Annotated in this window: 24 protein-coding genes; 14 read left to right on the plus strand and 10 right to left on the minus strand. The window is 64.5% G+C overall.

The features are described 5' to 3' along the window. Window positions 1-34: 34 nt before the first annotated feature. The 5 genes from moaD to fdhD all read right to left on the minus strand — a co-directional run bounded on the left by moaD (window position 35) and on the right by fdhD (window position 4,381). Window positions 35-292, minus strand: a complete 258-nt coding sequence (moaD, locus tag CFB41_RS36740) for a molybdopterin converting factor subunit 1 (RefSeq protein ID WP_039342384.1) — start codon at window positions 290-292, stop codon at window positions 35-37. Window positions 293-344: 52 nt separating this feature from the next. After that, window positions 345-914: a molybdenum cofactor biosynthesis protein MoaE gene (locus CFB41_RS36745; protein ID WP_089444117.1), complete on the minus strand. Its 570-nt coding sequence runs from the start codon at window positions 912-914 to the stop codon at window positions 345-347. Between the two features lie 47 nt (window positions 915-961). Continuing rightward, entirely contained in the window at window positions 962-2,086 is a 1,125-nt protein-coding gene (gene moaA / locus CFB41_RS36750) for a GTP 3',8-cyclase MoaA (RefSeq protein WP_089460090.1), read from the minus strand. A gap of 202 nt (window positions 2,087-2,288) precedes the next feature. Next, window positions 2,289-3,503, minus strand: a complete 1,215-nt coding sequence (gene glp / locus CFB41_RS36760; RefSeq protein ID WP_089460091.1) for a gephyrin-like molybdotransferase Glp — start codon at window positions 3,501-3,503, stop codon at window positions 2,289-2,291. Beyond that, window positions 3,503-4,381 (minus strand): formate dehydrogenase accessory sulfurtransferase FdhD, encoded by an 879-nt coding sequence (fdhD, locus tag CFB41_RS36765; protein WP_089460092.1) that lies wholly within the window; start codon window positions 4,379-4,381, stop codon window positions 3,503-3,505. Before fdhD ends, glp begins: the two co-directional genes overlap by 1 nt. A 427-nt stretch (window positions 4,382-4,808) precedes the next feature. Here fdhD and CFB41_RS36770 point away from each other — a divergent pair, with 427 nt between their 5' ends. From CFB41_RS36770 to CFB41_RS36795, 5 genes are all read left to right on the plus strand, one after another. Beyond that, the gene (locus CFB41_RS36770) at window positions 4,809-6,209 is read left to right on the plus strand and encodes a cytochrome ubiquinol oxidase subunit I (protein ID WP_089460093.1); all 1,401 of its coding nucleotides are present in this window, start codon (window positions 4,809-4,811) and stop codon (window positions 6,207-6,209) included. 2 nt (window positions 6,210-6,211) lie between these two features. After that, window positions 6,212-7,219 (plus strand): cytochrome d ubiquinol oxidase subunit II, encoded by a 1,008-nt coding sequence (gene cydB, locus CFB41_RS36775; RefSeq protein ID WP_089444122.1) that lies wholly within the window; start codon window positions 6,212-6,214, stop codon window positions 7,217-7,219. A gap of 190 nt (window positions 7,220-7,409) precedes the next feature. Beyond that, window positions 7,410-8,330, plus strand: coding sequence for a bestrophin family protein (locus CFB41_RS36780; protein ID WP_089460094.1), 921 nt, complete (start codon window positions 7,410-7,412; stop codon window positions 8,328-8,330). A gap of 219 nt (window positions 8,331-8,549) precedes the next feature. Beyond that, window positions 8,550-8,936, plus strand: coding sequence for a VOC family protein (locus CFB41_RS36790; RefSeq protein ID WP_089444124.1), 387 nt, complete (start codon window positions 8,550-8,552; stop codon window positions 8,934-8,936). 270 nt (window positions 8,937-9,206) lie between these two features. Continuing rightward, complete coding sequence (locus CFB41_RS36795; protein WP_089460159.1) at window positions 9,207-9,617, plus strand: VOC family protein; 411 nt, start codon at window positions 9,207-9,209, stop codon at window positions 9,615-9,617. A gap of 121 nt (window positions 9,618-9,738) precedes the next feature. Here the strand turns inward: CFB41_RS36795 and trpS are convergent, their stop codons facing one another. Both trpS and CFB41_RS38405 read right to left on the minus strand, forming a co-directional pair. Continuing rightward, entirely contained in the window at window positions 9,739-10,752 is a 1,014-nt protein-coding gene (gene trpS / locus CFB41_RS36800) for a tryptophan--tRNA ligase (RefSeq protein WP_089460095.1), read from the minus strand. A gap of 212 nt (window positions 10,753-10,964) precedes the next feature. Then, complete coding sequence (locus tag CFB41_RS38405; RefSeq protein ID WP_179250327.1) at window positions 10,965-11,120, minus strand: hypothetical protein; 156 nt, start codon at window positions 11,118-11,120, stop codon at window positions 10,965-10,967. Between the two features lie 473 nt (window positions 11,121-11,593). On the opposite strand from CFB41_RS38405, the gene CFB41_RS36805 reads away from it, so the two are divergent. The 5 genes from CFB41_RS36805 to CFB41_RS36825 are packed head-to-tail and all read left to right on the plus strand — an operon-like array spanning window position 11,594 to window position 19,055. Next, window positions 11,594-14,461: a type VI secretion system Vgr family protein gene (locus CFB41_RS36805; RefSeq protein ID WP_089460160.1), complete on the plus strand. Its 2,868-nt coding sequence runs from the start codon at window positions 11,594-11,596 to the stop codon at window positions 14,459-14,461. Window positions 14,462-14,496: 35 nt separating this feature from the next. After that, complete coding sequence (locus CFB41_RS36810) at window positions 14,497-16,572, plus strand: phospholipase D-like domain-containing protein (protein WP_089460096.1); 2,076 nt, start codon at window positions 14,497-14,499, stop codon at window positions 16,570-16,572. Window positions 16,573-16,610: 38 nt separating this feature from the next. Then, window positions 16,611-18,242 (plus strand): tetratricopeptide repeat protein, encoded by a 1,632-nt coding sequence (locus tag CFB41_RS36815; protein ID WP_256941411.1) that lies wholly within the window; start codon window positions 16,611-16,613, stop codon window positions 18,240-18,242. Window positions 18,243-18,252: 10 nt separating this feature from the next. Continuing rightward, window positions 18,253-18,555 carry a hypothetical protein gene (locus tag CFB41_RS36820; RefSeq protein ID WP_089460161.1) on the plus strand — a complete coding sequence of 101 codons (303 nt, stop codon included), beginning with the start codon at window positions 18,253-18,255 and terminating at the stop codon, window positions 18,553-18,555. Further along, complete coding sequence (locus CFB41_RS36825) at window positions 18,552-19,055, plus strand: pentapeptide repeat-containing protein (RefSeq protein ID WP_089460098.1); 504 nt, start codon at window positions 18,552-18,554, stop codon at window positions 19,053-19,055. Before CFB41_RS36820 ends, CFB41_RS36825 begins: the two co-directional genes overlap by 4 nt. Window positions 19,056-19,279: 224 nt before the next feature. On the opposite strand, the gene CFB41_RS37995 is transcribed toward CFB41_RS36825, so the two are convergent. Both CFB41_RS37995 and CFB41_RS36830 read right to left on the minus strand, forming a co-directional pair. After that, the gene (locus CFB41_RS37995) at window positions 19,280-19,687 is read right to left on the minus strand and encodes a hypothetical protein (RefSeq protein WP_144030002.1); all 408 of its coding nucleotides are present in this window, start codon (window positions 19,685-19,687) and stop codon (window positions 19,280-19,282) included. Window positions 19,688-20,120: 433 nt separating this feature from the next. After that, window positions 20,121-21,170 carry a YhcG family protein gene (locus CFB41_RS36830; protein WP_089460099.1) on the minus strand — a complete coding sequence of 350 codons (1,050 nt, stop codon included), beginning with the start codon at window positions 21,168-21,170 and terminating at the stop codon, window positions 20,121-20,123. Window positions 21,171-21,738: 568 nt separating this feature from the next. Between CFB41_RS36830 and CFB41_RS36835 the strand changes: the two genes are divergently transcribed. The 4 genes from CFB41_RS36835 to argE all read left to right on the plus strand — a co-directional run bounded on the left by CFB41_RS36835 (window position 21,739) and on the right by argE (window position 25,427). Next, window positions 21,739-23,079, plus strand: coding sequence for an NAD(P)/FAD-dependent oxidoreductase (locus tag CFB41_RS36835; RefSeq protein WP_089460100.1), 1,341 nt, complete (start codon window positions 21,739-21,741; stop codon window positions 23,077-23,079). Window positions 23,080-23,147: 68 nt separating this feature from the next. Continuing rightward, entirely contained in the window at window positions 23,148-23,585 is a 438-nt protein-coding gene (locus tag CFB41_RS36840; RefSeq protein WP_011349682.1) for a RidA family protein, read from the plus strand. 8 nt (window positions 23,586-23,593) lie between these two features. After that, on the plus strand, window positions 23,594-24,271 hold the full coding sequence (locus CFB41_RS36845; protein WP_089460101.1) for a DUF1028 domain-containing protein: 678 nt from the start codon (window positions 23,594-23,596) through the stop codon (window positions 24,269-24,271). After that, window positions 24,264-25,427 (plus strand): acetylornithine deacetylase, encoded by a 1,164-nt coding sequence (gene argE, locus CFB41_RS36850; protein ID WP_089460102.1) that lies wholly within the window; start codon window positions 24,264-24,266, stop codon window positions 25,425-25,427. The genes CFB41_RS36845 and argE overlap by 8 nt, the downstream gene beginning before the upstream one ends. An 83-nt stretch (window positions 25,428-25,510) precedes the next feature. Here the strand turns inward: argE and CFB41_RS36855 are convergent, their stop codons facing one another. Further along, entirely contained in the window at window positions 25,511-26,434 is a 924-nt protein-coding gene (locus CFB41_RS36855; protein ID WP_089460103.1) for a LysR substrate-binding domain-containing protein, read from the minus strand. Between the last annotated feature and the right edge of the window lie 36 nt (window positions 26,435-26,470).

The raw sequence follows: 26,470 nt of genomic DNA on the forward strand, positions 1-26,470 counted from the left end.
TGTCGCGCCGGGTTCCTTCCGGCTCGTCGTGACCTCAGCCCCCCGTCACCGGCGGGAAAAACGCTACCTCGCTGTCCTCGCGCACGACGAATCCCCCCGTTACCATCTCGAGATTCACGGCGGCCCGCACGGGGCGGTCCGTTCGCAGCGCTTCCGCGCTGCGCGCGTCGCGTGCGGCCAGCGTGTCGCGCAGCGCGTCGACGGTGAGTTCGCGCGCATCGATCTCGACGATTTCCTCGTCGCGCTCGAGTTGCTCGCGAATGCTTGCAAAGTATTTGATCGTCAGTTTCATTGCGTTGTCTTGAGAAGGAGCGGCGGAATCGGAAAGGGCGCGGTGCGCCCGCTCAGCCCCAGCGCCGCATCGCCTGGTCGTCGTGCGCTTTCGCCTCGACCCAGCCGGATACGCCGTCGTGGCGGATCTCCTTCTTCCAGAACGGTGCGTGGGTCTTCAGGAAGTCCATCAGGAATTCGCACGCATCGAACGCGGCGCCGCGATGCGCGGCAGCCACCACGACCAGCACGACCGCCTGGCCGAGCGGAATGCGCCCGACGCGATGCACGATCCTGATCGTTTCGAGCTGCCAGCGCGCGCTGGCTTCCTCGACGATGCTCCACAGCGCCTGTTCGGTCATCGTCGGATAGTGCTCGACCTCGAGCGCGATCACGTCATCGACGTCGCCTTCGTTGCGCACGACGCCGAGGAAATTCACGACCGCACCGACATTCGGATTGCGAACGATCGGCGCGAGCTCGGCGCCGGCATCGATCGACGCGTACTGCACGCGCACTTCGAAGCCCGCGGCAATCGACGGTGGCGGTTCGGGATGCGGGTCGGTCGCGTGGTCGGGCGCGGGGCTGCCCGCGTGCATCGGATCGTCCGGCAGCCCGGCACGGGATTCGGTGAAGCTCGTCATGACGATTCTCCTGTTGGCGGTGCGTCCCGGGGTCGCGCGGCGGCCCCTCAGCCGCCGACCAGCGACATGCGCACGGTCGGATAGGTCTTGCCCGGCGCGCGGGCAGGCCGTGCGGCCCGGCGCTCGGAATAGCGGTCGTCGCGGTGCGTCCAGCGATCGCGCACGGCGGCGGCGAGGTCGGCGCTCGACGTTGCGTCGTCGAGCCACGGCCGCAGGTCGGTGCCTTGCGTCGCGAACAGGCACGTGTAGAGCTGCCCGTCGGCCGACACGCGGGCCCGCGAACAGGTGCCGCAGAACGGATGCGACACGCTCGCGATGAAGCCGACTTCGCCTGCGCCGTCGATGTGCGCGCAACGGATCGCGGTCGCGTCGTGCGCCGGTTCGCCGACGAGCACGAGCGGATAGTGTGTGTCGATCAGTTCGCGCATGTGCGCGGCCGGCATGACCTTGTCGCCGGACCAGAAGCTCGCGCCGCCGACGTCCATGTATTCGATGAAGCGCACGGCCACGCCCGTGTGCCGGAAGTGCCGCACGAGCGGCAGGATCTGGTCGTCGTTCACGCCGCGCTCGATCACGGCGTTGACCTTGACTGGCGCAAGCCCGGCCGCCTGCGCGGCCTCGATGCCGGCCAGCACACGCGACACGGGCATGTCGACGTCGCTCATCCGGCGGAACACCGCGTCGTCGAGCGCGTCGAGGCTGACCGTCACGCGCGACAGGCCCGCGTCGCGCAGCGTGCGCGCCTTCGCGGCCAGCAATGAGCCGTTGGTCGTCAGCGCGATCTCGACGGGCTTGCCGTCGACGGTCGTCAGCGCGGCGAGACGTTCGATCAACGCTTCGAGGTTGCGGCGCAGCAGCGGCTCGCCGCCGGTGATGCGGATCTTCTCGACGCCGAGCGACGTGAACGCACGGGCGATCTTTTCGAGTTGCGCGAACGACAGTCGCTCGGACGACGGCATGAACGCATAGTCGGCGCCGAAGCTTTCGCGCGGCATGCAGTAGCCGCAGCGGAAATTGCATTGATCGATCACGGACAGGCGCAGGTCGCGCAGCGGGCGGCCGAGCGTGTCGGACGTGCGGGGGAAAGCGCCGGGCGATGCGCCGCCGGACAGTGCGGCAGCGGCCGGCGCGGCGGAAACGATGGCATTCACGATCGGTTCGTCTGCCTGCAAGAAGTAAGCGGTGGGGCGTCGCCGGTCGGCCGTGCGTGTGCGGATGGGCAGGCGCACGGCGCGTGACGAGCCTCATCGTGAGGATAGTCCGCGGGGTTTTCGCGGCAGGGACACAATCGCGCCCGAATTGCAGGGATACAGTTCGTCGTACGACCTGCGCGGCGACGGATACCGTGAATCGGGCGCGTGAGCATCATCGCGCTCACGCAAGCCAGTGCGCGAATTCGTAATACGGTACCGCGTCGCCGCACACGATGCGCTGTCCGGCCGGCAGTCGGGCCAGCCCGCTCGCCTGCACGAGCGACTGCAGCGTGCCGGCGCCTTGCTGGCGCAGCGTGTCGAGCGCGGGCGTGCCGTCGAGGCCGACGGTGCAGTGCACGCGCACGAAGCGTTCGCGCTGCGGATCCGGTTCGAAGTCGGCGTCGATCGGCAGCGACGGCACGATCGGCACGCGTGCGTGGCGCCCTTGCAGGCGGCGGATCAGCGGCGCGACGAACAGCGTGAACGCGGTCATCGCGGCCCCCGGATTGCCGGGCAGCAACACCACCGGCCGCGTGTCGAGCCGGGCGAGCGCCACCGGCTTGCCCGGCTTCATGCGCACGCCGGCCACGATGAACGACGCGCCGAGCGCGTCCAGCGCGGGGCGCAGCAGATCCTTGTCGCCGACGGACGCGCCGCCGACGCAGATCACCAGGTCGCAACCCGCGTGCAGATCGCGCAGCGCACGATCGACGGCGGATGCGGTGTCGGCCGCATGCAGGCGCATCGCGACCTCGGCACCGGTTCCCGCGACCAGCGCGGCGAGCATCGGCGCATTGCTGTTGTAAATCTGCTGCGGCGCACGCGGCTGCCCGCACGCGACGAGCTCGTCGCCGGTCGTCAGGATGCCGACGCGCAGCGCCGGGCGCACGTCGACGCGCGCGAACCCCTGCGCGGCGGCCACGCCGACGTGCATCGGGCCCATGCGCACGCCGGCCGGCACGAGCGGGTCGCCGGCGCGCACTTCCTCGCCCTGGCGGCGGATGTGCGAGCCGCTGCGCTGCGGCGCGTCGAACGCGACCCAGCCGTCCTGCTCGCGTGCGTGTTCCTGCATCACGACGGTGTCCGCGCCGGGCGGAATCACGCTGCCGGTGAAGATGCGTGCGGCCGTGCGCGGGGCCAGCGGTGCTGGCGTGTCGCCCGCATAGCAGCGTTGCGCGACGTGCAGCGGCTCGCCGTGCGCGAGATCCGCGTAACGCACGGCGTAGCCGTCCATCGCACTCTGGTCGGCCGGCGGCTGGTCGAGTACGGCGACGAGCGGCGCGGCCAGCACGTGGCCGGCGGCTTCCTCGATCGGGACGGACGTGGTGGCGCCGAGCGGCGCGAACGCAGTGGCGAAATGCTGCTGCGCGGTGTCGAAATCGGTCAGGGGTTTCATCAGGAAAGCGCCGGATGCGCTTGAGCGAGCGCGGGTTGATCGGGTTGAGAGGGCCGAGCGACGTCGGGTGACACGTACTCGACGAAGCCGTCGTTGCGGCAGAAGCCGACCAGCCTGACGCCGGCTTCGCGGGCGACGTCGATCGCGAGCGAGGTCGGCGCCGAGATCGTCGCGATCATCGGGATGCCGACCCGCGCGGCCTTGCGCACCAGCTCGTAGCTTGCGCGGCTCGACAGGAACACGAAGCCGTCGTGCAGGTTCGCGCGGCGCCGCGCGAGCCGGCCGATCAGCTTGTCGAGCGCGTTGTGGCGGCCGACGTCCTCGAACACGTCGAGCACGTCGCCGTCGCGGTTGCACCACGCGGCCGCGTGGATGCCGCCCGTCTCGCGCATCAGCGTCTGATGGGCCGGCAACGCGCGTGCGGCACGTTCGATCGCTGCCGCGCCGATACCGGCGGCCGTGCCGGCGGCGGCAATGCGCGGCGGGTGCAGGTCGAGCTGCGCGATGCTTTCGATCCCGCAGACGCCGCAGCCGGTGCGGCCGGCCAGCGCGCGCCGGTGCGCCTTCATCGCCATGAATGCCTGCTGCGACACGGTCAGCCGCACTTCGGCGCTGCCGGCACGGCATTCGCTTTCGATGTCGAAGACGTCCGATGCGCGTTCGACGATGCCTTCGCTCAGCGCGAAGCCGAGGCCGAACACGTCGAGGTCGATCGGCGTCGCCATCATGACCGTGTGCGCAATGTCGTTGAACACGAGTGCAACCGGCGTTTCCTCGACGACGCTGTCGACGGTGTCGCGCGCTTCGCCGGCACGGTGACGCGTCACCTGACACGCGGTGCTGCCGGTTGGAGCGTCGCGGCGGATGCAGGACTCCATGCGGTTTTCTCCAGGCGGATCGGCCGGCGGGCCGGCCGGGTCGGGCGGGTACGCCGGACCAGGGGAATCGAGAGGCTGCCGGGCGGCGCGGCCGAGGGGGCGCGCCGTCGCTTCGGGCAGGCGTTTCATGGGATGTTAAGGGGGATGACAGGCGCGCCGGATATACAGCGCCGCAATGCGGAAAGCAGTACAGCTGACCATCCGGCAGGCACGAAATGTGTTTTCCGTGCACACATCTTCGGCGGCGTAAGCAGCACAGTTTCAACGCACGTTCGAACGATTGCGAGTATCGTTGCAAACGCGATATCGTCATTCACGCTTCGATGCCATGCGAGTGACTGCTTGTGTTCGCATGTGTTGTCGCCAAGCCGTCGCGCGATTTCCTGCTTCGAGCGTACGTCCTCACAACCACGAGCAAATTACGGTCATGGAAATCTTCGATGCGTTCCATCTCGCCCGCTTGCAATTCGCGTTCACGGTGTCGTTCCACATCGTGTTTCCCGCGATCAGCATCGGTATGGCGAGCTTCCTGGCAGTGCTGGAATGGCGCTACCTCGTCACCGGCGATGCCGCCTACAAATCCATGTTCCAGTTCTGGTCGAAGATCTTCGCGATCGGCTTCGGGATGGGCGTGGTCTCCGGCGTCGTGATGGCGTACGAGTTCGGCACCAACTGGGCCGGCTTCTCGCGGGTCGCGGGCAACATCACCGGCCCGCTCCTCACGTATGAAGTGCTGACGGCGTTCTTCCTCGAAGCCGGCTTCCTCGGCGTGATGCTGTTCGGCTGGCAGCGCGTGAGCCCCCGCGCACACTTCTTTGCGACGCTGATGGTCGCGGTCGGCACGCTGATCTCGACGTTCTGGATTCTCGCGTCGAACAGCTTCATGCAGACGCCGCAGGGCTACAAGATCGAGAACGGCCTCGTCGTGCCGGTCGACTGGTTCAAGATCGTCTTCAACCCGTCGTTCCCGTACCGGCTCGTGCACATGACGATCGCGGCGTTCATCGTCGCGGGCTTCATCGTCGCCGCGTGCGGCGCGTGGCACCTGCTCAAGGGGCGCCGCGACGAGCCGGTGAAGCGCAGCTTCTCGATGGCGCTGTGGATGCTGCTGGTGCTCGCGCCGATCCAGATCGTCGTCGGCGATGCGCACGGGCTGAACACGCGCGAATACCAGCCGGCGAAGATCGCGGCGATCGAGGGGCTGTGGGAAACAGAGAAGGGTGGCACCGCGCTGAACCTCTTCGGGTTGCCCGACATGCAGGCCGAAACCACGCGCTATGCGATCCAGGTGCCGCACCTCGGCAGCCTGATCCTCACGCACAGCTGGGACGGCGAGATTCGCGGGCTGAAGGAATTCCCGCCGCAGGACCGCCCGTATTCGCCGATCGTGTTCTGGACGTTCCGGATCATGGCGGGCCTCGGGATGCTGATGCTGCTCACCGCGCTGCTGGGGCTGCTGCTGAGAAAGGGCGGGCGCCTGTATGAGACGCGCTGGTTCCAGTGGTTCGTCGTCTGCATGGGGCCGTCGGGCATCCTCGCGCTGCTGGCCGGCTGGATCACGACCGAGGTCGGGCGGCAGCCCTGGACCGTGTACGGCGTGCTGCGCACCGTCGATTCGGTTGCGCCGCTGAGCGCGCAGCAGGTCGGCGTGTCGCTGCTGGTCTTCGTGGTCGTGTACTTCCTGGTATTCGGAACGGGGATCTACTACATGTTGAAACTGATGAAGCACGGGCCGGCGGCCCAGGCCGGCTACATCGAGCTGCACCGGCATCCGGGGCTGCGCAAGAGCGCGCTGTCCACGCCGCTGAACGTCACCGAGGCGGAGTAACCATGCACATCGATCTTCCTGTCATTTGGGCCGCGATCATCGGCCTCGGCGTATTCATCTACGTGATGCTGGACGGCTTCGATCTCGGCATCGGCCTGCTGTTTCCGTTCTTCGACGCGAAGGCAGAGCGCCAGGTGATGCTCGACACCGTCGCGCCGGTGTGGGACGGCAACGAGACGTTCCTGGTGCTCGGTGGCGCGGGGCTCTACGGCGCGTTCCCGGTCGTGTATTCGACGCTGCTCCCGGCGAACTACCTGCCACTGGTGCTGATGCTGGTCGGCTTGATCTTCCGCGGGGCGGCGTTCGAGCTGCGCGCGAAGGCCACGCGCACGCAACACATGTGGGATCTCGCGTTCATCGGCGGCTCGGCGCTGGCCGCGTTCTGCCAGGGGATCGTGCTCGGTTCGCTGCTGCAGGGCATCAAGATCGAGAACAACCAGTTCGCGGGCGGGCCGTTCGACTGGCTGTCGCCGTTCAGCCTGCTGTGCGGGATCGGCGTGCTCGTCACGTATGCGACGCTCGGCTGCGGCTGGCTGATCCTGAAGGTCGACGGTGAACTGCAGCGCAAGATGCGGCTGCTGATGAAGCCGCTCGCGGGCGTGCTGCTCGCCGTGATGGGCGTGGTCAGCCTGTGGACCGTGATCGGGCTGCCGGCCGTCGCGCACCGCTGGTTCGGCAGCGGCAACCTCGGCTGGTTCCTGCCGGTGCCGGTGCTCGTCGTCGCCTGCGTGTGGGGCATCTTCCACACCGTGAAGCGCGCGCACGAGGCCACGCCGTTCCTGCTGACGCTCGCGCTCGTGTTCCTCGGCTACACGGGGCTCGTGATCAGCATCTGGCCGAACATCGTGCCGCCGTCGCTGTCGATCTGGGACGCGTCGTCGAGCCACTCGAGCCAGCTGTTCGCGCTCGTCGGCACCGTGATCGTGCTGCCGATCATCCTCGTGTACAACGCGATGCAGTACCGCGTGTTCCGCGGCAAGGTGCGTGAGGGCGACATCGGTTATCACTGAGCGGCTGTCGCTGAGCGGCCATCGCTGAACGCCGCATGAGGTGACGGGCAGGGCGGGCGCGGGCGTATCATCACGCGCAGCGCGTTGCCCGGCCCGCCATTCACCCGGCACCGGCCCGCCACGCGCGGGCCGGTGCGCATCGGGCGCCGGCGTGCCGCTTGATGCATTCCCTGGCAGTCGAGAAAACACCATGATCGTCCGACCACAACAAAACTGGCTCAGGATGCTGTTCGTCTGGAACGGCTCCGTGCTGCAATCGATCATTCCGCAGCTCGTGTTCATGGCGGTCGTCAGCACGCTGGCGGTCTTCACGAACGGGCGCATCTTCGGCGAGAAGATCCCGCTCAACACCGCGCCGTTCACGCTGTTCGGGCTCGCGCTCGCGATCTTTCTCGGGTTTCGCAACAGCGCGAGCTTCGAGCGCTTCAAGGAGGCGCGGCATCTGTGGGGCAACCTGCTGATCGCGGCGCGCACGCTGACGTCGCAGTTCAATCGCTACCTGCCCGACAGCGTGAGCGACGCCGAGCGCAACCGGCTCGCCGACCTGCTGATCGCGCTCACCTATGCGCTCAAGCATCAGCTTCGTCATACCGATCCGACCGCGGACCTGCAGCGCATTCTCGGGGCGGACCACACGGCCGAGCTGGGCGGCAAATGCTTCAAGCCCGTCGCGATCCTCGACGAGTTGCGCGGCGACATCGTCCGCGCGCTGGGCCGTGCGCCCGGTAGCGATGCGACCTGCTGGATGTTCGAGACGCAGCTCGACGAGGTCGGCAAATCGGTCGGTGGTTGCGAACGCATCCTGTCGACGCCGATCCCGTTCTCGTACAGTGTGCTGCTGCATCGCACCGTGTATGCGTATTGCGTGCTGCTGCCGTTCGGTCTCGTCGATTCGACGGAGTTCTTCACGCCGCTGATCTGCGTGTTCATCTCGTACACGCTGATCGCGCTCGAAGCGATCGCGAGCGAGGTGGCCGAGCCGTTCGGCCTCGCGCCGAACGCGCTGGCGCTCGATGCGATGACGCGCACGATCGAGCGGTCGGTACTCGAACTGGGCGACCGCCCGCTGCCGGAGGAATTCGTGCCGGCGTCGACGTACCAGATCACGTAAGCGGCGGCGCGTCGCAGCGCTGTGTCGATTTCGGGCCGGCGTCGGGCGGCAAGGTCGGGCAGGTCGTACGTTTCCCGCACGATCCCGACCGCGATGCGGTGATCGCCGACGACGTCGACGGTACCCTGCGCACGCCGATCGACGGCGGTGATGTGTTTGTCATCGATTTCGGCGAAGAATAGCGGCAGCGCGGTGGCTGCCGCGACAGGAGCGATTGGAATGCGAATCTACGTGACGAGTATCTTTGTCGACGACCAGGACACGGCGTTGACGTTCTATACCGACAAGCTCGGGTTCAAGCTGAAGAACAACGTGCCGGTGGGCGAGACCCGCTGGCTGACGGTCGTGTCGAAGGACCAGCCGGACGGCACCGAGCTGCTGCTCGAGCCGAGCCACCATCGCGCGGTCGGGCCTTACAAGCAGGCGCTGTACGAGGACGGCATTCCGGCGGCATCGTTCCAGGTCGACGATCTCGATGCGGAGTTCGCGCGGCTCACGGATCTCGGTGTCCACTTCACGCTGGAACCGATGGACGCGGGGCCCGTGCGTGTCGCGATCATCGACGATACGTGCGGGAACCTGATTCAGCTGATGCAAATGAAGTGACGTAACACGCCGCGCGCCGGGCGCTCAGCGCACCGCGACCGGCGGCGCATCGTGCATCCAGCTGCGTTCCTGCGTGCGGCTCCGGATGCGCCATCCGCGTTCGCTTTGTACCGGGAGGTCGCGAGTGGACCAGCGGCCGCTCCGCCGTCGGCTCGGATAGCCGCTCGAGCGACGGTGGTGGAGGCGCAATCGCCCACGAGCAGCAGGGCCACTGCAGTCGGAAATGCCCCGCTCAGGTAGACTCGTGTGCCCTTCAACGGAGTGGATGCGATGCAATTGCTCGATCACGTGTCAATCAGCGTGCCGGATATCGACCTGGCGCGCCCGTTCTACGATGCCATCATGGCCGCGCTCGGCGCAGCCAAGGTTTATGACCGGCCGACCGCGCTCGGCTATGGCGAACGTTGCAACGCGAACGACACCGCATCGACTTTCCTGGCGGTCTATCTGGATCCCGCTGAAATCGGCGCGAGCAAGCGGCACTGGTGCTTCAAGGCCGCGAGCCGCGCGCAGGTGGATGCGTTTTACGAAGCTGGCCTGGCGACGGGCGGGCGGTCCGATGGTGAACCCGGCTTGCGGCCGCATTACCACGGTGACTACTACGGCGCGTTTCTTGTCGACCCGGCCGGCAATCGGGTCGAGGCGGTGTGCAATGCGTCCGTGCCGGCGCAGGCATCGTGAGGAAGGTGCGGTTCACTGGACACTCGCTCGATCGCTCGCGCACGTGACGCGGTGAACGCCACGCGCCGGCTCGATACCGACCGGCGCGCAAAGCGGTTCGCGTGCTCGCAGCCGGTGCCGTTCAATCGAAGTAATTCAACCCCATCGCGCCCTTCACCTCGGCGAGCGTCGCGCCGGCCACGTCGCGTGCGTGCATCGTGCCGCGCTTCAGGATCGCCATCACTTCGGCCTTGTCGGCCTCGAATTCGCGACGGCGCGCGCGGATCGGCTCGATCAACGCCTGCAGCCGCTCGTTCAGCACGCGCTTGACGACGCTGTCGCCGAGCCCGCCGCGACGGTAGTGCGCCTTCAGCTCGTCGACCTTCTGCACGTCGGGTTCGAACGCATCGAGGAACGTGAACACGACGTTGCCCTCGACCTGGCCGGGATCGCTCACGCGCAGGTGGCTCGGGTCCGTGTACATGTCCTTCACCGCTTGCGTGATCTCGTCCGGCGTCGAGCCGAGCGTGATCGCGTTGCCGAGCGACTTGCTCATCTTCGCCTTGCCGTCGATCCCCGGCAGCCGCGTGACCGCCGACAGCACGGCCTCGCATTCGACCAGCACGGGCTGCTCGACGGTCGCGTTGAAGCGGCGCACGAGTTCGTTGGTCTGCTCGATCATCGGCAACTGGTCGTCGCCGACCGGCACGTGCGTTGCCTTGAACGCGGTGATGTCGGCCGCCTGGCTTACCGGGTAGGTCAGGAAGCCGGCCGGGATGTCACGCTCGAAACCGCGCAGGCGGATCTCTTCCTTGATCGTCGGATTGCGTTCGAGGCGTGCGACCGTGACGAGGTTCAGCAGGTATTGCGACAGCTCGGCGAGTTCGGGCACCTGCGACTGCACGACGATCGTCGAGATCGCCGGATCGATGCCGACCGCGAGATAGTCGAGCGCGACTTCGATCACGTTCTCGGTGACGCGCTGGCGGCGGCCCATGTTGTCGGTCAGCGCCTGCGTGTCGGCGAGCAGCAGGAACTGTTTCGCTTCGTGCTGCATCTGCACGCGCGCGCGCAGCGAGCCGATGTAGTGGCCGAGATGCAGCGGGCCGGTCGTGCGGTCGCCGGTGAGGATGGTCGGTCGGGTCGGGTGGGTCATGTTGGTCGTGGCTCCAGGTTATCGAAGCCGCCAGCCATGGTGTCTGCGCAGAAACGCAAATGCCGCCATCGCTGGCGGCATCACGTTTGGGACATGCAAAAGGAAACGGGCCGCCTGGGTCAGGCGCGCCACCAGCAATGCACGTTCGGCGAGGCGGGTCGGGTTTCCATTGCGTGAGTATAGCGTAGTGCGGGGACGGATGGCCGGGCGCGTCAGCGGATCACCGACTCCATCGCGAGGTACGCGGTTTCGGCCGACGGCCACAGCAGATACAGCAGGCCGGCCATCAGCAGCAGCGCGCCGGCGCGCGCCAGCGGCGTGCGGTCTTTGTGGTGCGGGGTGCGGGGGGGCTGCTTCGAGTTCTTCATGCTTACAGGCGCGGGGAGCGCCACTCCAACGGTTGCTGCAACGGGTCGCGCGGGGCGATGCCGTGGTGTTGCGGGGTTCAACGGGGCCTGATCATGCATTCGGTGCGGGTGTCGGCTCGGCGCGCGACGATCCCGGGCAGATCGGTCGCATGCGACGCGCATGTTATCAGCTTGGTAGCCCGGGAACCGTCAAGAAATGTCGGGCAATGGCCGGCTCGACGTGCGTTTAAACACGAAGATGCTTGTCGCTGGTCGTTTGAAAGAATGAAAAACTCAATAAAATCAATAAATTGTATTTCTCTGGGATGCGCCGAACCTTCCGTCGCGCGATCGCGCGAAATCTAGCATGGTGTGATTGTTTTTGTGTGAACGTTGCATTTAAAATCGGTGACCAAATAATTAAGTGCGCAGGTGGCTTGGCGGTCTGAGAGCGCCGTTGCCGAATGCCCTATCGACAAGTGAACGTGACCGAAATGCTGCGCGCCTTCGTGGGTGCCCTCGATCAGAACAATCGTGCGATCCGGTTTCATTGGGGCCGTCACCAGGATGCGCTGGCCCATGTGCTGGTACCGCAAAGCATCGATTTGACGGAAGGCCTCTGTGTTGGCATCGAAGGGCACCTGACCTGTCTATCTTCACGCCCGGATCTTCCGCTCTCCACCTTTTTGGGGTTGCCGCTTTCGGTGCAGCTGATGACGGATCGAGGCAAGCCGTACCCGATCAACGGAATCATCACGGATGTCCGCGCCGGCCAATCGGACGGCTCCCTCACGTGCGTACAACTGACATTGAGAGACGCGCTGGGCATTCTCGATCAGCGTATCAACAGCAGAACGTTCCGCTCGATGAGTATCCCGGACATTCTCGAGACGCTGTTGCACGAATGGCAGCAACGCAGCTCTGCGTTGGCGCAGGCTTTCGATTTCGAGCTCGTGCTAGATCGCGACCGGTATCCGAAGCGTGAGCAAACGCGTCAGGCAGACGAATCGGATGCGGCCTTCATTCGCCGCTTGTGTCGACGCGACGGCATTTTCTGGTACGCCAGGGCCGGCAAGCATGATGGGGCGGCAGCCGACACGCCGGTTCACACGCTCGTGTTCTGCGACGATCCGACGAAGCTGCCGCAGGCGGCGGCAGGCCAGGTGCCTTACCACCGCGGTACGCAGTCGCGGGAGCGTGACTCGGTCACGCTGTGGTCCACGGCCCGTGCGCTGACGCCCGGAAGCGTTCGGCGCGCCAGTTGGGACTACAAGACCGGCAGGATGGCGCAGTCCGAGCAGGAGACGATCGTCGATCAGGGCGAGGCGGGCAACGACCTCGCGAAGCTGTTGGCCGATTCGGTCATCGACGTTCCGCATGCGGCGGACTCGGATGCCGACCAGGAGCGCCTGGCGAAGGCTCGGATTCTGGCACACGAGCATTGTGCCGAGTGCGTGCATGCGTCGAGCGATGTCCGGAATATCTCGCCGGGCTTCTGGTTCACGCTGCTTGGGCATCCGGAGGTCGACACCCGGCCCGAAGAGCAGCGGCAATTCGTCGTCACCAGCCTTCACCACCGGGCCACCAATAATTTTTCGAAGACGCTCGACGAGCGGGCCCAAGCGTTGTTTACCGCGAGTCGCTGGCGTTTCGACGCATTGCCGGTCGAAGAGGGTGCCGGAGTTCGCTACGAAAACACGTTCATCTGCGTGCGCCGCGGTGTGCCGCTGACGCCTCGCTACGATCCGCGTGTCGACTTGCCGCCAGTGCACCCGTTTACTGCGAAAGTGGTTGGCCAGGATGGCGAGGAAGTGCACTGCGACGAATTGGGTCGCATCAAGGTGCAGATTCTCGGTTTGCGTGCCGACGATCATGCCCATGCGCAGGGCGCCGGCACCAGCGGAACCGAGCGGGACAGCGCGTGGGTGCGATGGGTCAGCCCCTGGGCCGGCCCGAACTACGGCATGGACATGCTGCCCCGTGCCGGTATGGAAGTGCTGATCGACCATCTGCATGGCGATCCCGACAAGATGGTTGTGATCGGGGTGCTGCACGGCGGTCCCAATATGCCGACCACGTTCAGCCACACGGGCTCGCTTCCGGGCAATCGATATCTCTCTGGCATCAAGACCAAGGAGGTCAAGGCGGATCGCTACAACCAACTGCGCTTCGACGATACGCCCGGCCAGATCAGCAGTCAGCTTGCCAGCGAGCACACCTATACCCAGTTGAACCTGGGCTACCTGACCGAGCCTCGCGATAACGGCAAAGGGGCGCCTCGCGGCGATGGCCTCGAGGCCAGAACCGATGCCCAGGCGGTCATTCGTGCCGCGAAAGGCGTCTACGTGACCGCGCAGCAGCAGGGGCGTGCCGAAGGCAAGATGCTCGAACGCACGGCGTTGCAGACGTTGGTCGAACAATTGCAAGACCTGGTACGGAACCTCGGTGATGCGTCCGCTGCGAATGACGCCGACAACACCGACCTTGCACGCATCGAGAAGATCACATCGCAAATCAAGGGCTGGGACGCTGGCAGCAATGTTGACCAGGGTGGTGGCACCGGCGGTGCGCCGATGGTGGCGATCGAAGGGCCGGCCGGCGTGACCGTGGCCAGCCAGGACGCGATGGTGCTCGGTGCGCAGACCAACATCGATGCCGTGAGTGCTGGCAACACGCAGATCAGCGCGGGACGTCGGTTGCTGATGCGCGTCGGAGACTGGATGAGCGCATTCGCGGCCAAGGGCATGACGCTCGTCACGGCAGACGGCAAGCTCCGGATCGAAGCGCACAAGGAAGACGTCGTCGTGAAGGCCGCCAAACGGATCATTCTGGAGGCAGGTGAGGAAATCGTGTTTCGGTCGCCGAAGGTCAATACCCAGGCGAGCGACGAAGCATCGATCAACGGCGGATCGAGTTACAGCCAATGGAATGGCGGCGGTGTCGTGCACGGTACGAGCGGTGTATGGCGTGAACATGCGGCGTCGCACAGTCTCGTCGGACCGGACAACAAGCCCGTGAAAGCACCCGATCCCCTGACCTTCAAGGAACTGGAACAGCAGGACAGTCTCGCTGTGGTGCTCCGTTCGCATCCGGAGGACGGCCGGCCGCTCGCCTACGAGCCATACACGCTTTACAAGGGATCGGCCAAGATTGCGGACGGTGTGACTGACGAGCATGGTCAACTGATCATTGCGAATCACCAGAGGGGCACATCTTCCTATACGGTCAAGCTGCACAACGGGCATGAGATCGACGTGCCCGTGAAGGAGGGCGGCTTGACCGATGACGAGGCACTGGCCGCGCAGGGTTGGCGGGCGGTTGACGGCGATCCGGAATCGCGCCAGCGCCACGCAGAGGGCTGACCGGCGATTTGCCACTGTTTTCGACGAGAAACTTGATGTCCGATACCAATACCCAAAACAAATCGAAGGCGCCGGTCGACGTTTGCAAGCGGCAGACGGTCGCCAGTGCGCAGTGGTTTCTGGAAAAGCAGGCGGACTACTATGCGCCGCCATACGAAAAGAACAATCTCGACGTATTCATCTGTGGCGAGGATGCGTTCAAGCAGATTGCGGCCGATTTGAAGGCGGCCAAGCACAGTGTCGAGATCATCTGCTGGGGCTTTGATCCCGGAATGGAGTTGATCCGGAACGGCAAGGTCTGGCCGCGCGGGGATACGTGGGGTGGATTGCTGCGCGATGTCGCGGCCGGGAAATTCAACAACGGCAAACCCGTGCAGGTTCGTTTGCTTTCGTGGTATGGCTTCATCGGAAGTCTCGGCTCGAACAACATGCCGGGTCACAGCAGCGGTCGCTTGAACTATGACGATAAGCAGGCCATCAAGGTCGCTATGGAGGGCGGCATCTATTTGCCGACCGAGAATCCGGCTCAACCTCAAACTCCGCAGGAACGGCGCGAGGATTTCAATTCGCGATGGTATGACGATGCGTTTGCCGGTCGGCTGCCTAACGTGTCGATTCGTACGCGGGACGGCAGCAGCAAGGATGTTCATGAAAGCCTGAAGAGCGAGCCGGGCAAACGTGACTTCACCGAGGTACTAGGGCTGGAGAAGGTCGCCACCGACCACCAGAAGACTATCCTGATCGATTACGACCACGAAGGCGGCGTGCACGCCATCGGCTACGTGATGGGCCTGAATAGCGTGACGGACTATTGGGACACGCAGCAGCACCTATTCAATGATCCTCGCCGTGGTGAGGCGTGGGAAGGGGCCAATGACACTGAACCGGGCCTCAAGCCTTACCAGGACTATGCGTGCCGGATCCGCGGGGAGGCGCTGGTGGCGGTGAGCAAGAACTTTACCGACGCGTGGAATCGTGCCAAGGGCAAGGGCGTGAACCTGTCGCGAACGCACGATCTCAAGAAAGTGCCTCCCGGCTTGACGCAGAATCTCGGCACGCCGTGCCAGCGTGCGCAAGTCGTCCGCACCCAGCCTGAAGAAAAGGACAAATCCGTCAAGGCCCTGTATGCGCAGGCGACGTCCTTCGCGCGCAACTATATCTACATCGAGAACCAGTATTTTCAATATACCGAGTGGCCGAAAAAACTGAAGGAATTGCGGGCCGAGTTTCTCTCGTGCAGCCAGGCTGCCGGCAAGAGTCCTGCGGACATACCGAATTTGCACGTGATGGTCGTCATCCCTACGCCTGAGCGGGTGCAGATGGTGCCGCGCACGCACGATACCGTTAAGGTGCTGGGGCATGGGACGTCGATGCCGAATCAGGATAAGGCCGTCGAAGACGAACTCGCGCGCAATCGGCAGCAGCAAGCGACCTGGGACGCCTACGTCAAGCGGCAGAAGGCGGGCGGCGCGAGTATAGATCCTGATCTTTATCCTGCGCCGCTTTCGCCGGCGGCGCAAAGTGCCAAGGATCTCGGCGACAAGGGATCCCTGGAAAAATCGCTGGATCAAATGGGTATCCGTGCGCTGGTGGGTAGTCTCTGGACCTTTGATCGCAATTGGCGCAGTTCCAAGCTGAACACCGAAACGGAAGAGAAGCGGACCCGCTGGAATGAATACGCGGAGAAGCAGCAAGCCAAGGGTGAATTGCCCGACCCGGACCTGGCGCCGATGCTGCCATTGCCGACGCAGTCAATCGCGGCCCGATACCGGGAAATCTACATTCACAGTAAGCTGCTGCTGATCGACGACAGCTTCTTCACATTGGGAAGCGCCAACCTGAATTTGCGGAGCATGGCGGTTGACGCGGAGATCAATGTGGGCAGCGATGATCGTGCCAAGAGCACCGATTTGCGGAAGCGAATCTGGAAGCTACATACCGGTGGCGCCCATGACGGTGGAAATGGGAGTCCTGTCGCCATCAAGGAAACGTTCATGAAATGGCAAAAACTCATGGATACGAATGCCATTCAAAAGAAGCGCGGCCTGGAGCCGACTGGCTTTCTGATGGGGTTTCAAGACGATCGCACGTCCAGTGTTCGGCTGGCCTAACGCGCTTTCAGAATATGCGAGTTCCAATGAGTTCGACTATGTCCAAACGCCTGCGCCTCGCCGGCGTGTTTTCCCTCACCCTGCTTTTTGCTTGCACCGCCTGCTCGATGAATGATTCTCTTCCGCGAAACATGTCGCTCGACGCTTTCAACCCCCATCGGGATACGTTCGTCTGCGTACACGAAGCCGCTGTCGTTCCGGCAGTCGACCCGGAAGCAGATCGCTGGAATCAGCAGGCGATGAAGATGACAAGTGCATTGTTGTGGCCGAACCAGCGCGACTACGTTGGTGCAGTTGCGCTATGGGAGAAGGCTGCCGAGCGCAAGCACTGGAAGGCGATGCTCAACCTGGCGAACGCCTACGCTCAGGGGTTGGGTGTGGATCGCAATACCGAGCGAGCTGTGCAGATCACCGAAGGTGCAATGAAGCTGGGCATCCCCGCAGCTTACGATCTGATGGGCACGTACCACATGAACGGGGTGGGCGTAAAGCAGGATGCCAGTCGTGCATACGCCTTCTGGCAACTTGCAGCGGACAAGGGCAGCCCCAGCGCCATGGCTTATTTGGGCAGCAAGCTCGATGCAGTCTACGATGATCCGAAATCCGGTTTCTGGGGGAACCGAAAGATTGCGCTCAAAATGCTTGAATGTGGATTTGCCCAGGGTAGCGGCGATGCCGCGTATGCGCTTGGAACGACGCTGGTTGGCTCCGACAAGTCGCTGGACGAGGACAATGCGCGAGCGCTCAAGATTCTGCATGAAGGCGTGAAATTCGGTAGCGCCAAAAGTGCTGCATATTTGTTCGGTGCGTTCGATGATGGCGATCCGGTAGCAGGTGGCGTGAAGGATCGCGCCCGTGCCGAGCGTTATAGCGTCCTTGCCGATCGCCTGGAACGCGCCCCCGACCTGCGTTTGCCGAACCTGGACAAGGTGGTGCCGCTGCCGCCTGCCAAACTGCCCAAGTGGGACGGCAACAAGGAGACGTTGATCGACGCGGCGAAGGCGGTGACGTCTGCGCCGGCGTCGCCGGCCAAGCCCGCTGTGCGCCCCGCGTCGCTGCGTACGGGTCGCGCTCACGTGCCCGATGGCTACATGCTGCTGGAGCGGCCGCAGGTCGCTGTGCCTCCGCAGGCGGAAACGACTGCCGCTCCTGTCGGTGGTTACTGGCTGGCACAACTGAAATATCCGGTCGCCGAACGTCATTTCGCATGGAATGCGGCTCAAGTACCGATGCATTACCGGAAGGAAGAACTGTTCGATCGGAGCCGCCCCGGTTTGATACCGGAGGATGGCCGCATCTTCTTCCACTATGTCGGTGACGTGATTCCAATGCCCGCGCAACCGCTGGAATCGCACCCGCGCGTCACGCAGGGCATCGTGCGCGCCGTCGAATTTCCCGATCCGGCGATCCGGTGTCGCGGCACGCGCGCGTGCCCAGTGACGGGCATCTGGCAGGCCGATGTGGCGGGCGATCATCCTTGGGCGGCAACGTTCAACCAGTGGTATCGCCAGGCCTACGTGAGGCAAGGCGACACGTTCCCCGATCCGCGGGCCATGCATCTGGACGTATCGCCGGCGGACGTGACGTGGACGTGGTGGAACGAGGCCAATCACCTGGGGTTCGCGAAACTGCCCCAGGTCAGCGTCGGCAATGCTTCCGAGAACGCTTGAGGGGGCGGAGATGCGTAAATCGACGATTGCCGCGATGGTGTGTGTCGGCGGTCTGATCCTGGCCGCCTGGGGTGCGATTGCGGCAATAGCGGCCGTGGCCCAGATCAGCGGAGGTAGCTACGGTTCGCACGATGTGAGTGATTTCGCGATCGAGCATTTCCTGTTTCTCGGTCCGCTGCTTGCTTTGGGTGGTTTGGTCGCATGGTTCGCCACTCGGGGATCGGCAACATCCGGCGACGATGAGGATAAACAGCCCTCGGGCAAGGATGAGAGCAATGCCGCCGCTCCAGCGCACCGGGAAGCAGATCGATGAGCAGTTCTGAAATCATCTACAAGCACGATCAGTGGCGCAAGGGCGCGGGTGGTGCGCCCGCGGGACTGTCCGGTCAGGCAGACAGTTCGGCCTATGCCGGCCTCGATCTGGGGCTCGCGCAATTTGCCGACAGCAGCTTCAGCGGTAGCAGCTTCGCCGGCACGTCATTCCGGCAAGCCGGCTGGACGGGCTGCCGGTTCTCGGCCTGCACGTTCGCAGGTTGCGATTTTGCCGAGATTGCGATTTCCGGATGCACATTCGTCGATTGCAGCTTCCATGACGCCGCCTTTCAGGGCAGCACGTTCAATGGCGTGAAATTTCTCGGATGCAAGTGGAACGGTGTCAGGTTCGACGGCAACACGTGGCATTCGGTGCAGGTGCTGGACTGTACCGGTACCACGGTTGAAGCCCACGGTCTCAAAGGACTCGACGTCGATTTCACCGGGAGCTATTTCGAGCATCTCGCCTTCGAAGATACGGAAATCAACGGCGGGCATTGAGTCGAGGGGGGCGTTACCGGGCTTCGTCAACCGAGTTGCGAGTTGGCCCGCAACGGTTACGTGTTCCATGTTCGGTCGCGCGTTTCGAAGCGGCTCGCTCGTCCGCTCGGTCGTGTCGTCATCTTTAATCGCGGAACGCGTGTCAGGTACAAGTCTTTTCCGAGCGACTGCGCAGGGAGGGAATCATGGCATCTCGGAGCGATACGCCGGATAAGGGGCTGGCGTCATTCGCGAATCGTTGGACGGTATGTCGACACCCAGCAGAGACAGAAGTGGCGGATCAAAGCAATTCTTAGGAAAGAAGTTGCGGAATACGAAGCGTCTTCGTCACGGTCTGCTCTCTGGAACATGGCTTCGACGGGGCCACAGTAGTATCGCCAGGACAACACGTCAATCTCGCGTTGTCGATCAGTCGGAAGCGCATCAACCGCAATTTCGTTCAGCCCGTCACGTGAGAACTGATAGACGCGCCAAAGCGGGTCGATCAGGAAATTTGGCGCACTCGGCGAGAAGGCAACGTAGTCCGCCCCGTCCCGGTCTCTATATCCTGCAACGTGGGCAAACGCCCGGAAAGAGGGGACCTCTGCCATGCTGGCCGGATCGCGCAATTCAAGCTGATAGAAATAGAACAAGTTCTCCGTGGCTTCGTCATACCGGATGACCAGTTTGTTTCCAGGGTTGTGGTAGTACCCGGTCGCCGGGTCGATGAAACCACCAAAAGGGTATTCGACTGCAGGCCCGGCTTCTTGCAGAATATGCAGCGAACATCGTCGATCAACGCATCGCCCCAGTCCTCATAGAATATGATCAGCTGTTCATTGCTGACCTTTACAGCAACATAATGCCAACCGGCTCCATGTGTTCACTCCTTTAGGCGTTTTTGGCTTATGACCAAGGATGCTCGTCCAGATCCATCTATGAAGCTACTGCGGCCAGTTTATCGAGACGAGACCGGTGAGCTTGGATTAGCCATCGGATCCGCAGACAGTTCACCATGTGGCGTGAGCAGATCTCTATCTGCTGCACCCAGCAAGTTGACTGCGAGGCGAGCCGTTGACCACCGAATTACGCAGGGGCATCCGGAAGATCGGGGCGCAACTCGGCCTCGATCTGATCGATGGTCGGGAGGCCCGTCTCAAGTGAGGGGGGAACCTCGCGCATGAGCTGATATTCAGCCACGCCCATCGGTTGAGTCACGCCGCGGAGCGCATATTCCGCGACTAGCCGATTCTTCTCCTTGCACAGAAGCAGGCCGATAGTTGGCTGGTCTTCCGGCGCCTTGACCTGCGCGTCGAGCGCGGAAAGGTAGAAGTTCAGTTGTCCCGCATACTCCGGCTTGAACGGAGTCGTTTTCAGTTCGACGACGACATAGCAGCGAAGCTTGAGATGGTAGAAGAGCAGATCGATGAAGAACTCGTCGCCGCCAACTTCCAGCCGGTACTGACGCCCGACGAATGCGAACCCGGCGCCCAGTTCGAGCAAAAAACGAGTGATGTGCTGCGTGAGCGCACGTTCGATATCGCGCTCTTGGGCATTCTCGGTCAGGCCGAGGAAGTCGAAGACATAAGGATCCTTGAGCGCGTCGCGGGCGAGATCCGACTGCGGAGGCGGCAGCCGGTCGGCGAAATTCGTCACGGCGTTACCGGCGCGCGCATGAGCGGCCGTCTCGATCTGCATGGTCAACACGCTGCGCGACCATCCGTGCTCGAGCGACTTTTCCGCATACCAAAGCCGCTGCGGGGCATCATCAAGCTTGTCGAGCAGTGTGACAACGTGCGACCACGGTAATTGTGCAACGGGCTGTTGCACAAATTCCGGTCGCGGAAAGGCTTGTGCGAGGGCTCGCATGTACTTGAGGTTGCGCGGAGAAAACCCGCGCATGTCAGGAAACGCTGCCTTGAGATCACGCGCCAGTTGGTCGACGACGCCGGCCCCCCAGCCTTGTTTTTGCTGCCGATCGAGAATATCGCGACCGATCTGCCAGTACAGTGAGACCAGCTCGCGATTTGCGCTGGCGACGGCCCGCTGCCGAGCGCGCTCGACGCGCTGCTTGAGCTCGGTAAACCAGTGACGATAATCTTCAGCCCATGCAGGCGTATTCAGATCTTGGGTCATGTGTTTCGTTGGGGGCGGCTGTCACGCCCGGAAGGAAATTATCTCGGCGAAGCCGAAAACCGACAAGCGCGACCTGTGCCGCGCCTCGATTATAACTTCGACCCTATTTATGAGATAAAAGCCACGTGTGCTGAGTTTCAGACATGCAGCGACAAAATGCTCTCATGTTATTGACGCTCGCGGCTCCTTCACGAGGTGCAGCCGAAATCGCGGATGGGGGGCCGACGATCAGCTTCGCCGAACTTTCCTATGAGCGGTCTAAGGATGATCGGTTGTTCATCTGACCGAGGCGTTGTATTCCAACGTTCCCCCTCCGCTTGATAACCGAATAAGAATGAGGCAAATCAAGCGGATTTCGCGTTGCTGCTAGACGCGGCAATCGCTTCTCGTGAGCGTGCGAGAAAGCCACCCGCACCGCTCGCCACTCCCACCACCCCCAGCTTTTTGTTCGTCAACACCAACAAAAATCATCATTTCGCGCCTGCCTGCGCATCAGCAGAATGTCTCCATTCCAACTCACGCGACCGTCCGAACGTCGCGCCGAGCCGCACTTCAGAAGGAGACAGCCGTGGCAGTCGAAACAACTTCAATCGATACGCTCGTCGTGGGCGCCGGTCAGGCCGGCGTGGCCATGAGCGAGCACCTGGGCAAGCTGGGCGTACCGCATCTCGTGCTCGAGCGCAGCCGCATCGCCGAGCGCTGGCGCACGGGTCGCTGGGATTCGCTGGTCGCGAACGGCCCCGCGTGGCACGACCGTTTCCCCGGCCTCGAATTCGACGGCCTCGATCCCGATGCGTTCGCAACGAAAGACCAGGTCGCCGACTACTTCGAAGCGTACGCGCGCAAGTTCAACGCGCCGATCCGTACCGGCGTCGAGGTGAAGCAGGTCGTGCGCAATGCCGGCAAGCCGGGTTTCATCGTCGAGACATCCGACGGCACGATCGAGGCGAACCGCGTGGTCGTCGCGACCGGGCCGTTCCAGCGCCCGGTGATTCCGTCGATCGCGCCGGACGACGCGCGCCTCGTGCAGATTCATTCCGCCGACTATCGCAACCCGGCGCAGCTTCCAGACGGCGCGGTGCTGGTGGTCGGCGCGGGGTCGTCGGGCGTGCAGATCGCCGACGAGCTGCAGCGCGCGGGCCGGCAGGTCTACCTGTCGGTCGGCCCGCACGACCGGCCGCCGCGTGCGTATCGCGGCCGCGATTTCTGCTGGTGGCTCGGCGTGCTCGGCGAATGGGACAAGGAAGTCGCGACGCCCGGCCGCGAACACGTGACGATCGCGGTGAGCGGTGCGCGCGGCGGCCATACGGTGGATTTCCGCAAGCTCGCGAACCAGGGCGTGACGCTCGTCGGGCTGACGAAGTCGTTCGACGGCGGCGTGGCCGTGTTCGAACGTGACCTCGCGATCAATCTCGCACGCGGCGACGACAACTACCTGTCGCTGCTCGACGCGGCCGACGCCTATGCGGCGCGCAACGGCCTCGACCTGCCGGAAGAACCGGAAGCCCGCCGCATCCTGCCGAATCCCGATTGCGTCGCGCATCCGATCCTCGCGCTCGACCTTGCCGGCGCTGGCGTCACGTCGATCGTCTGGGCGACCGGCTACGCGGTCGACTACGGCTGGCTGAAGGTCGACGCGTTCGCCGACAACGGCAAGCCGCAGCACCAGCGCGGCGTGTCGAAGGAGCCGGGCATCTATTTCCTCGGGCTGCCGTGGCTGTCGCGGCGCGGCTCCAGCTTCATCTGGGGCGTGTGGCACGACGCGCGGCACATCGCCGATCACATCGCGATCCAGCGCACCTACCTCGAGTACCACGACGCGTCGCAGCGCCGCTTGACCGTGCACGCGGAACAGCGCGGCGCCGCGCCGCACGCCGACACGCAGCCGCTCGCCGACGCGGTGAACTGACCGAACCCCCGCCGCACCGCGTCTGCTTCCGGTGCGGCGGCGTGACCCCTGACGACTGAAGGATTCCGATGAGCCAACCCACCCATACCCGTATCCGCATGTTCAACACGAAGGATACCTATCCGAACCAGACGCTCGACAACGACCTGTGCCAGGCCGTGCGGGCGGGCAATACCGTCTACGTGCGCGGCCAGGTCGGCACCGATTTCGACGGCAAACTGATCGGCCTCGGCGATCCGCGCGCGCAAGCCGAGCAGGCGATGAAGAACGTCAAGCAGCTGCTGGAGGAAGCCGGCAGCGACCTCACGCACATCGTGAAGACGACGACCTACCTGATCGATCCGCGCTATCGCGAGCCGGTGTACCAGGAAGTCGGCAAGTGGCTGAAGGGCGTGTATCCGATCTCGACGGGGCTCGTCGTGTCCGCGCTCGGCCAGCCGCAGTGGCTGATGGAAATCGACGTGATCGCCGTGATCCCGGACAACTGGCAGCCGAACCGCGCATAGGGGGCGACATGACTTTCTCCATCGTCGGGCGTTGCCCGGAGACGGGCCAGCTCGGCATCGCGATCAGCTCGTCGAGCATCGCGGTGGGCGCGCGCTGCCCGTGGGTGCGCGCGGGCGTCGGCGCCGTCGCGACGCAGAACATCACGCTGCCGGCGCTTGGGCCCCAGATCCTCGACCTGATCGAGCACGAGCAACTCGCGCCCGCCGCGGCGCTCGACCGCGCGCTCAGCGCGAACGGCTGGAGCCAGTACCGGCAGGTCACAGTGATAGACGGGCAGGGGCAGACGGCGTGCTTTACCGGCAAGGAAGCGCTCGGCACGCATCACGCGGTGCAGGGCGAGCAATGCGTGGCGGCGGGCAACCTGCTGGCCGCGCCGGCCGTGATCGACGCGATGGCGCGCGCCTTCGAACAGGCGCCCGGCCTGCTCGCCGATCGCCTGCTGGCCGCGATGCGCGCGGCGATGGCAGCCGGCGGCGAGGCAGGGCCGGTGCATTCGGCCGCGCTGAAGGTGGCCGGCGACGTGACCTGGCCGATCGTCGACCTGCGCGTCGACTGGGCCGAGGCCGATCCGATCGGGCAGCTCGATGCGCTGTGGCAGGCGTATCGGCCGCAGATGCAGGACTACCAGACGCGCGCGCTGAACCCCACCGCCGCGCCGAGCTACGGAGTGCCGGGCGATGAATGACACGTCGAGCCGCGCGCTGCTGGAACGGCTGATCGGTTTCGCAACGGTCAGCCGCGAGTCGAACCTGGAGATGATCGGCTTCATCCGCGACTATCTCGCGGGCTTCGGCGTCGAAAGCGAACTGTTCTACAACGCGGAAAGCACGAAGGCGAGCCTGTACGCGACGATCGGGCCGCGCGACCGCGGCGGCATCGCGCTGTCGGGCCATACCGACGTGGTGCCGGTCGACGGGCAGGCGTGGACGGTCGAGCCGTTCCGGCTGACCGAGCGCGACGGCCGCCTGTACGGCCGCGGCACGGCCGACATGAAGGGCTTCATCGCGTCGGTGCTCGCGGCCGTGCCGGCGTTCGTGGCCCGGCCGCTGAGCATGCCCGTGCATCTCGCGTTCTCGTACGACGAGGAAGTCGGCTGCCTCGGCGTGCGGCCGATGCTCGATGCACTGGCCGCGCGCGAGCACCGGCCGCGCCTGTGCCTGATCGGCGAGCCGACCGAGCTGAAGCCGGTGCTCGGTCACAAGGGCAAGCTCGCGATGCGCTGCCATGTAAAGGGTGCCGCTTGCCACTCGGCGTACGCGCCGTCGGGCGTCAACGCGATCGACTATGCGGCGAAGCTGATCGGCCGGCTCGGCGAGATCGGCGCGGCGCTCGCGCGGCCGGAACGGCACGATGCGCGGTTCGATCCGCCGTTCTCGACAGTGCAGACGGGGCTGATCAAGGGCGGCCGCGCGCTGAACATCGTGCCGGCCGAATGCGAGTTCGATTTCGAGGTGCGCGCGCTGCCGGATTTCGATGCGCACGACGTGCCGAGGAAGTTGCAGGACTATGCGGAATCCGAACTGTTGCCGAGGATGCGCGCGGTGCAGCCCGATACCGACATTCAACTGCAGCCGCTGGGCGCGTATCCGGGGCTGGCGACGGCGCCGGACAGCGAGGCCGCGCGCCTGCTCGCGATGCTGAGCGGCTCCGATGCGTTCGGCACGGTGGCGTTCGGTACCGAGGGCGGGCTGTTCGGCCAGGCCGGCATTCCGACCGTGGTGTGCGGGCCCGGCAGCATGGACCAGGGGCACAAGCCCGACGAGTTCGTCACGCTCGACCAGCTGCACGGCTGCGACGCGATGCTGGGGCGGCTGGCCGCTCATCTCTCCGCAGCCGCCTGACGCGGCGCGCCTGACCGACACGCACGCACCGCATCCCGCGGCGCGTGCGTTTTCGTGTTCCTTCCGGTTCCTTATCGCACCGTTTATCGCGCCGTTTCCGCGGCGATCTGCGCGAGCCGCTCGCGGCAGAAATCGACGAACGACTGCGCCTGCTTCGTGAGCTGGCCGCGCTTCAGCCGCGCGCTCACGAGCCCCGACGGGCTCACCGTTTCGCTGAGGCCGATCGTCACGACGCGCTGGCCGTCGTACGTGTATTCGGAATGCGGGCGCGTGACGAGCAGCGAGAAGCCGAACCCCTGGCCGACCATCCCGCGCACCATCTCGATCGACGGCGAGCCGAACACGATGTTCGGCGTGAGCCCGAGTTCGTGAAAGAGACTGACGAAATACGTGCGGCTCGGCTGCACGTCGAGCAGGATCATCGGCTCGACACAGAGGTCGCGCAACGACACGTGCGTCTGGCCCGCGAACCGGTGATTTTCCGGCAACAGCACGTACGGCTGCTGCGGCGGCATCAGCGGCTCGGTCTCGATCGTGCCGTCGAGATCGTGGTCGTACATCAGCGCGAGATCGAACGTGCCCGACGTCAGGCCCTGCACGAGTTCCTGCTGGTCGCCGTCGCGCAGCCGGATGTTCACGCCCGGGTAGCGCTCGCGAAAGCCCGCGATCAGTTGCGGCAGATAGAGCGGCGCGACCGTCTCGAAGCAGCCGATGTCGATCTGCCCGGTGATCACGTCGTTGTCGGCGAGCGCGTTCTGTTCGAATTCGTGCGCGATGCGCAGCAGCTCCTGCGCCTTCCGGTAGAAGCGCGTGCCGCTCGGCGTGAGCGACACGCCCTGCGCGTGATGGCGGATGAACAGCTTCACGCCGAAGCTTTCCTCCAGACCCTTGATCGCGCTGGAGATCGACGGCTGCGCGATGAAGAGCTGGCGCGACGCCTCGGCGACGCTGCCGGATTCCACGGTCGTCACGAAGTATTTCAGTTGCCGCAAAGTGTAGTGAGCCACAAGCACCTCTGATGCACGGCCCCGGCGTGCCGCCGC

This window comes from Burkholderia sp. AU33803 (assembly GCF_002223095.1).
GTDB lineage: Bacteria > Pseudomonadota > Gammaproteobacteria > Burkholderiales > Burkholderiaceae > Burkholderia.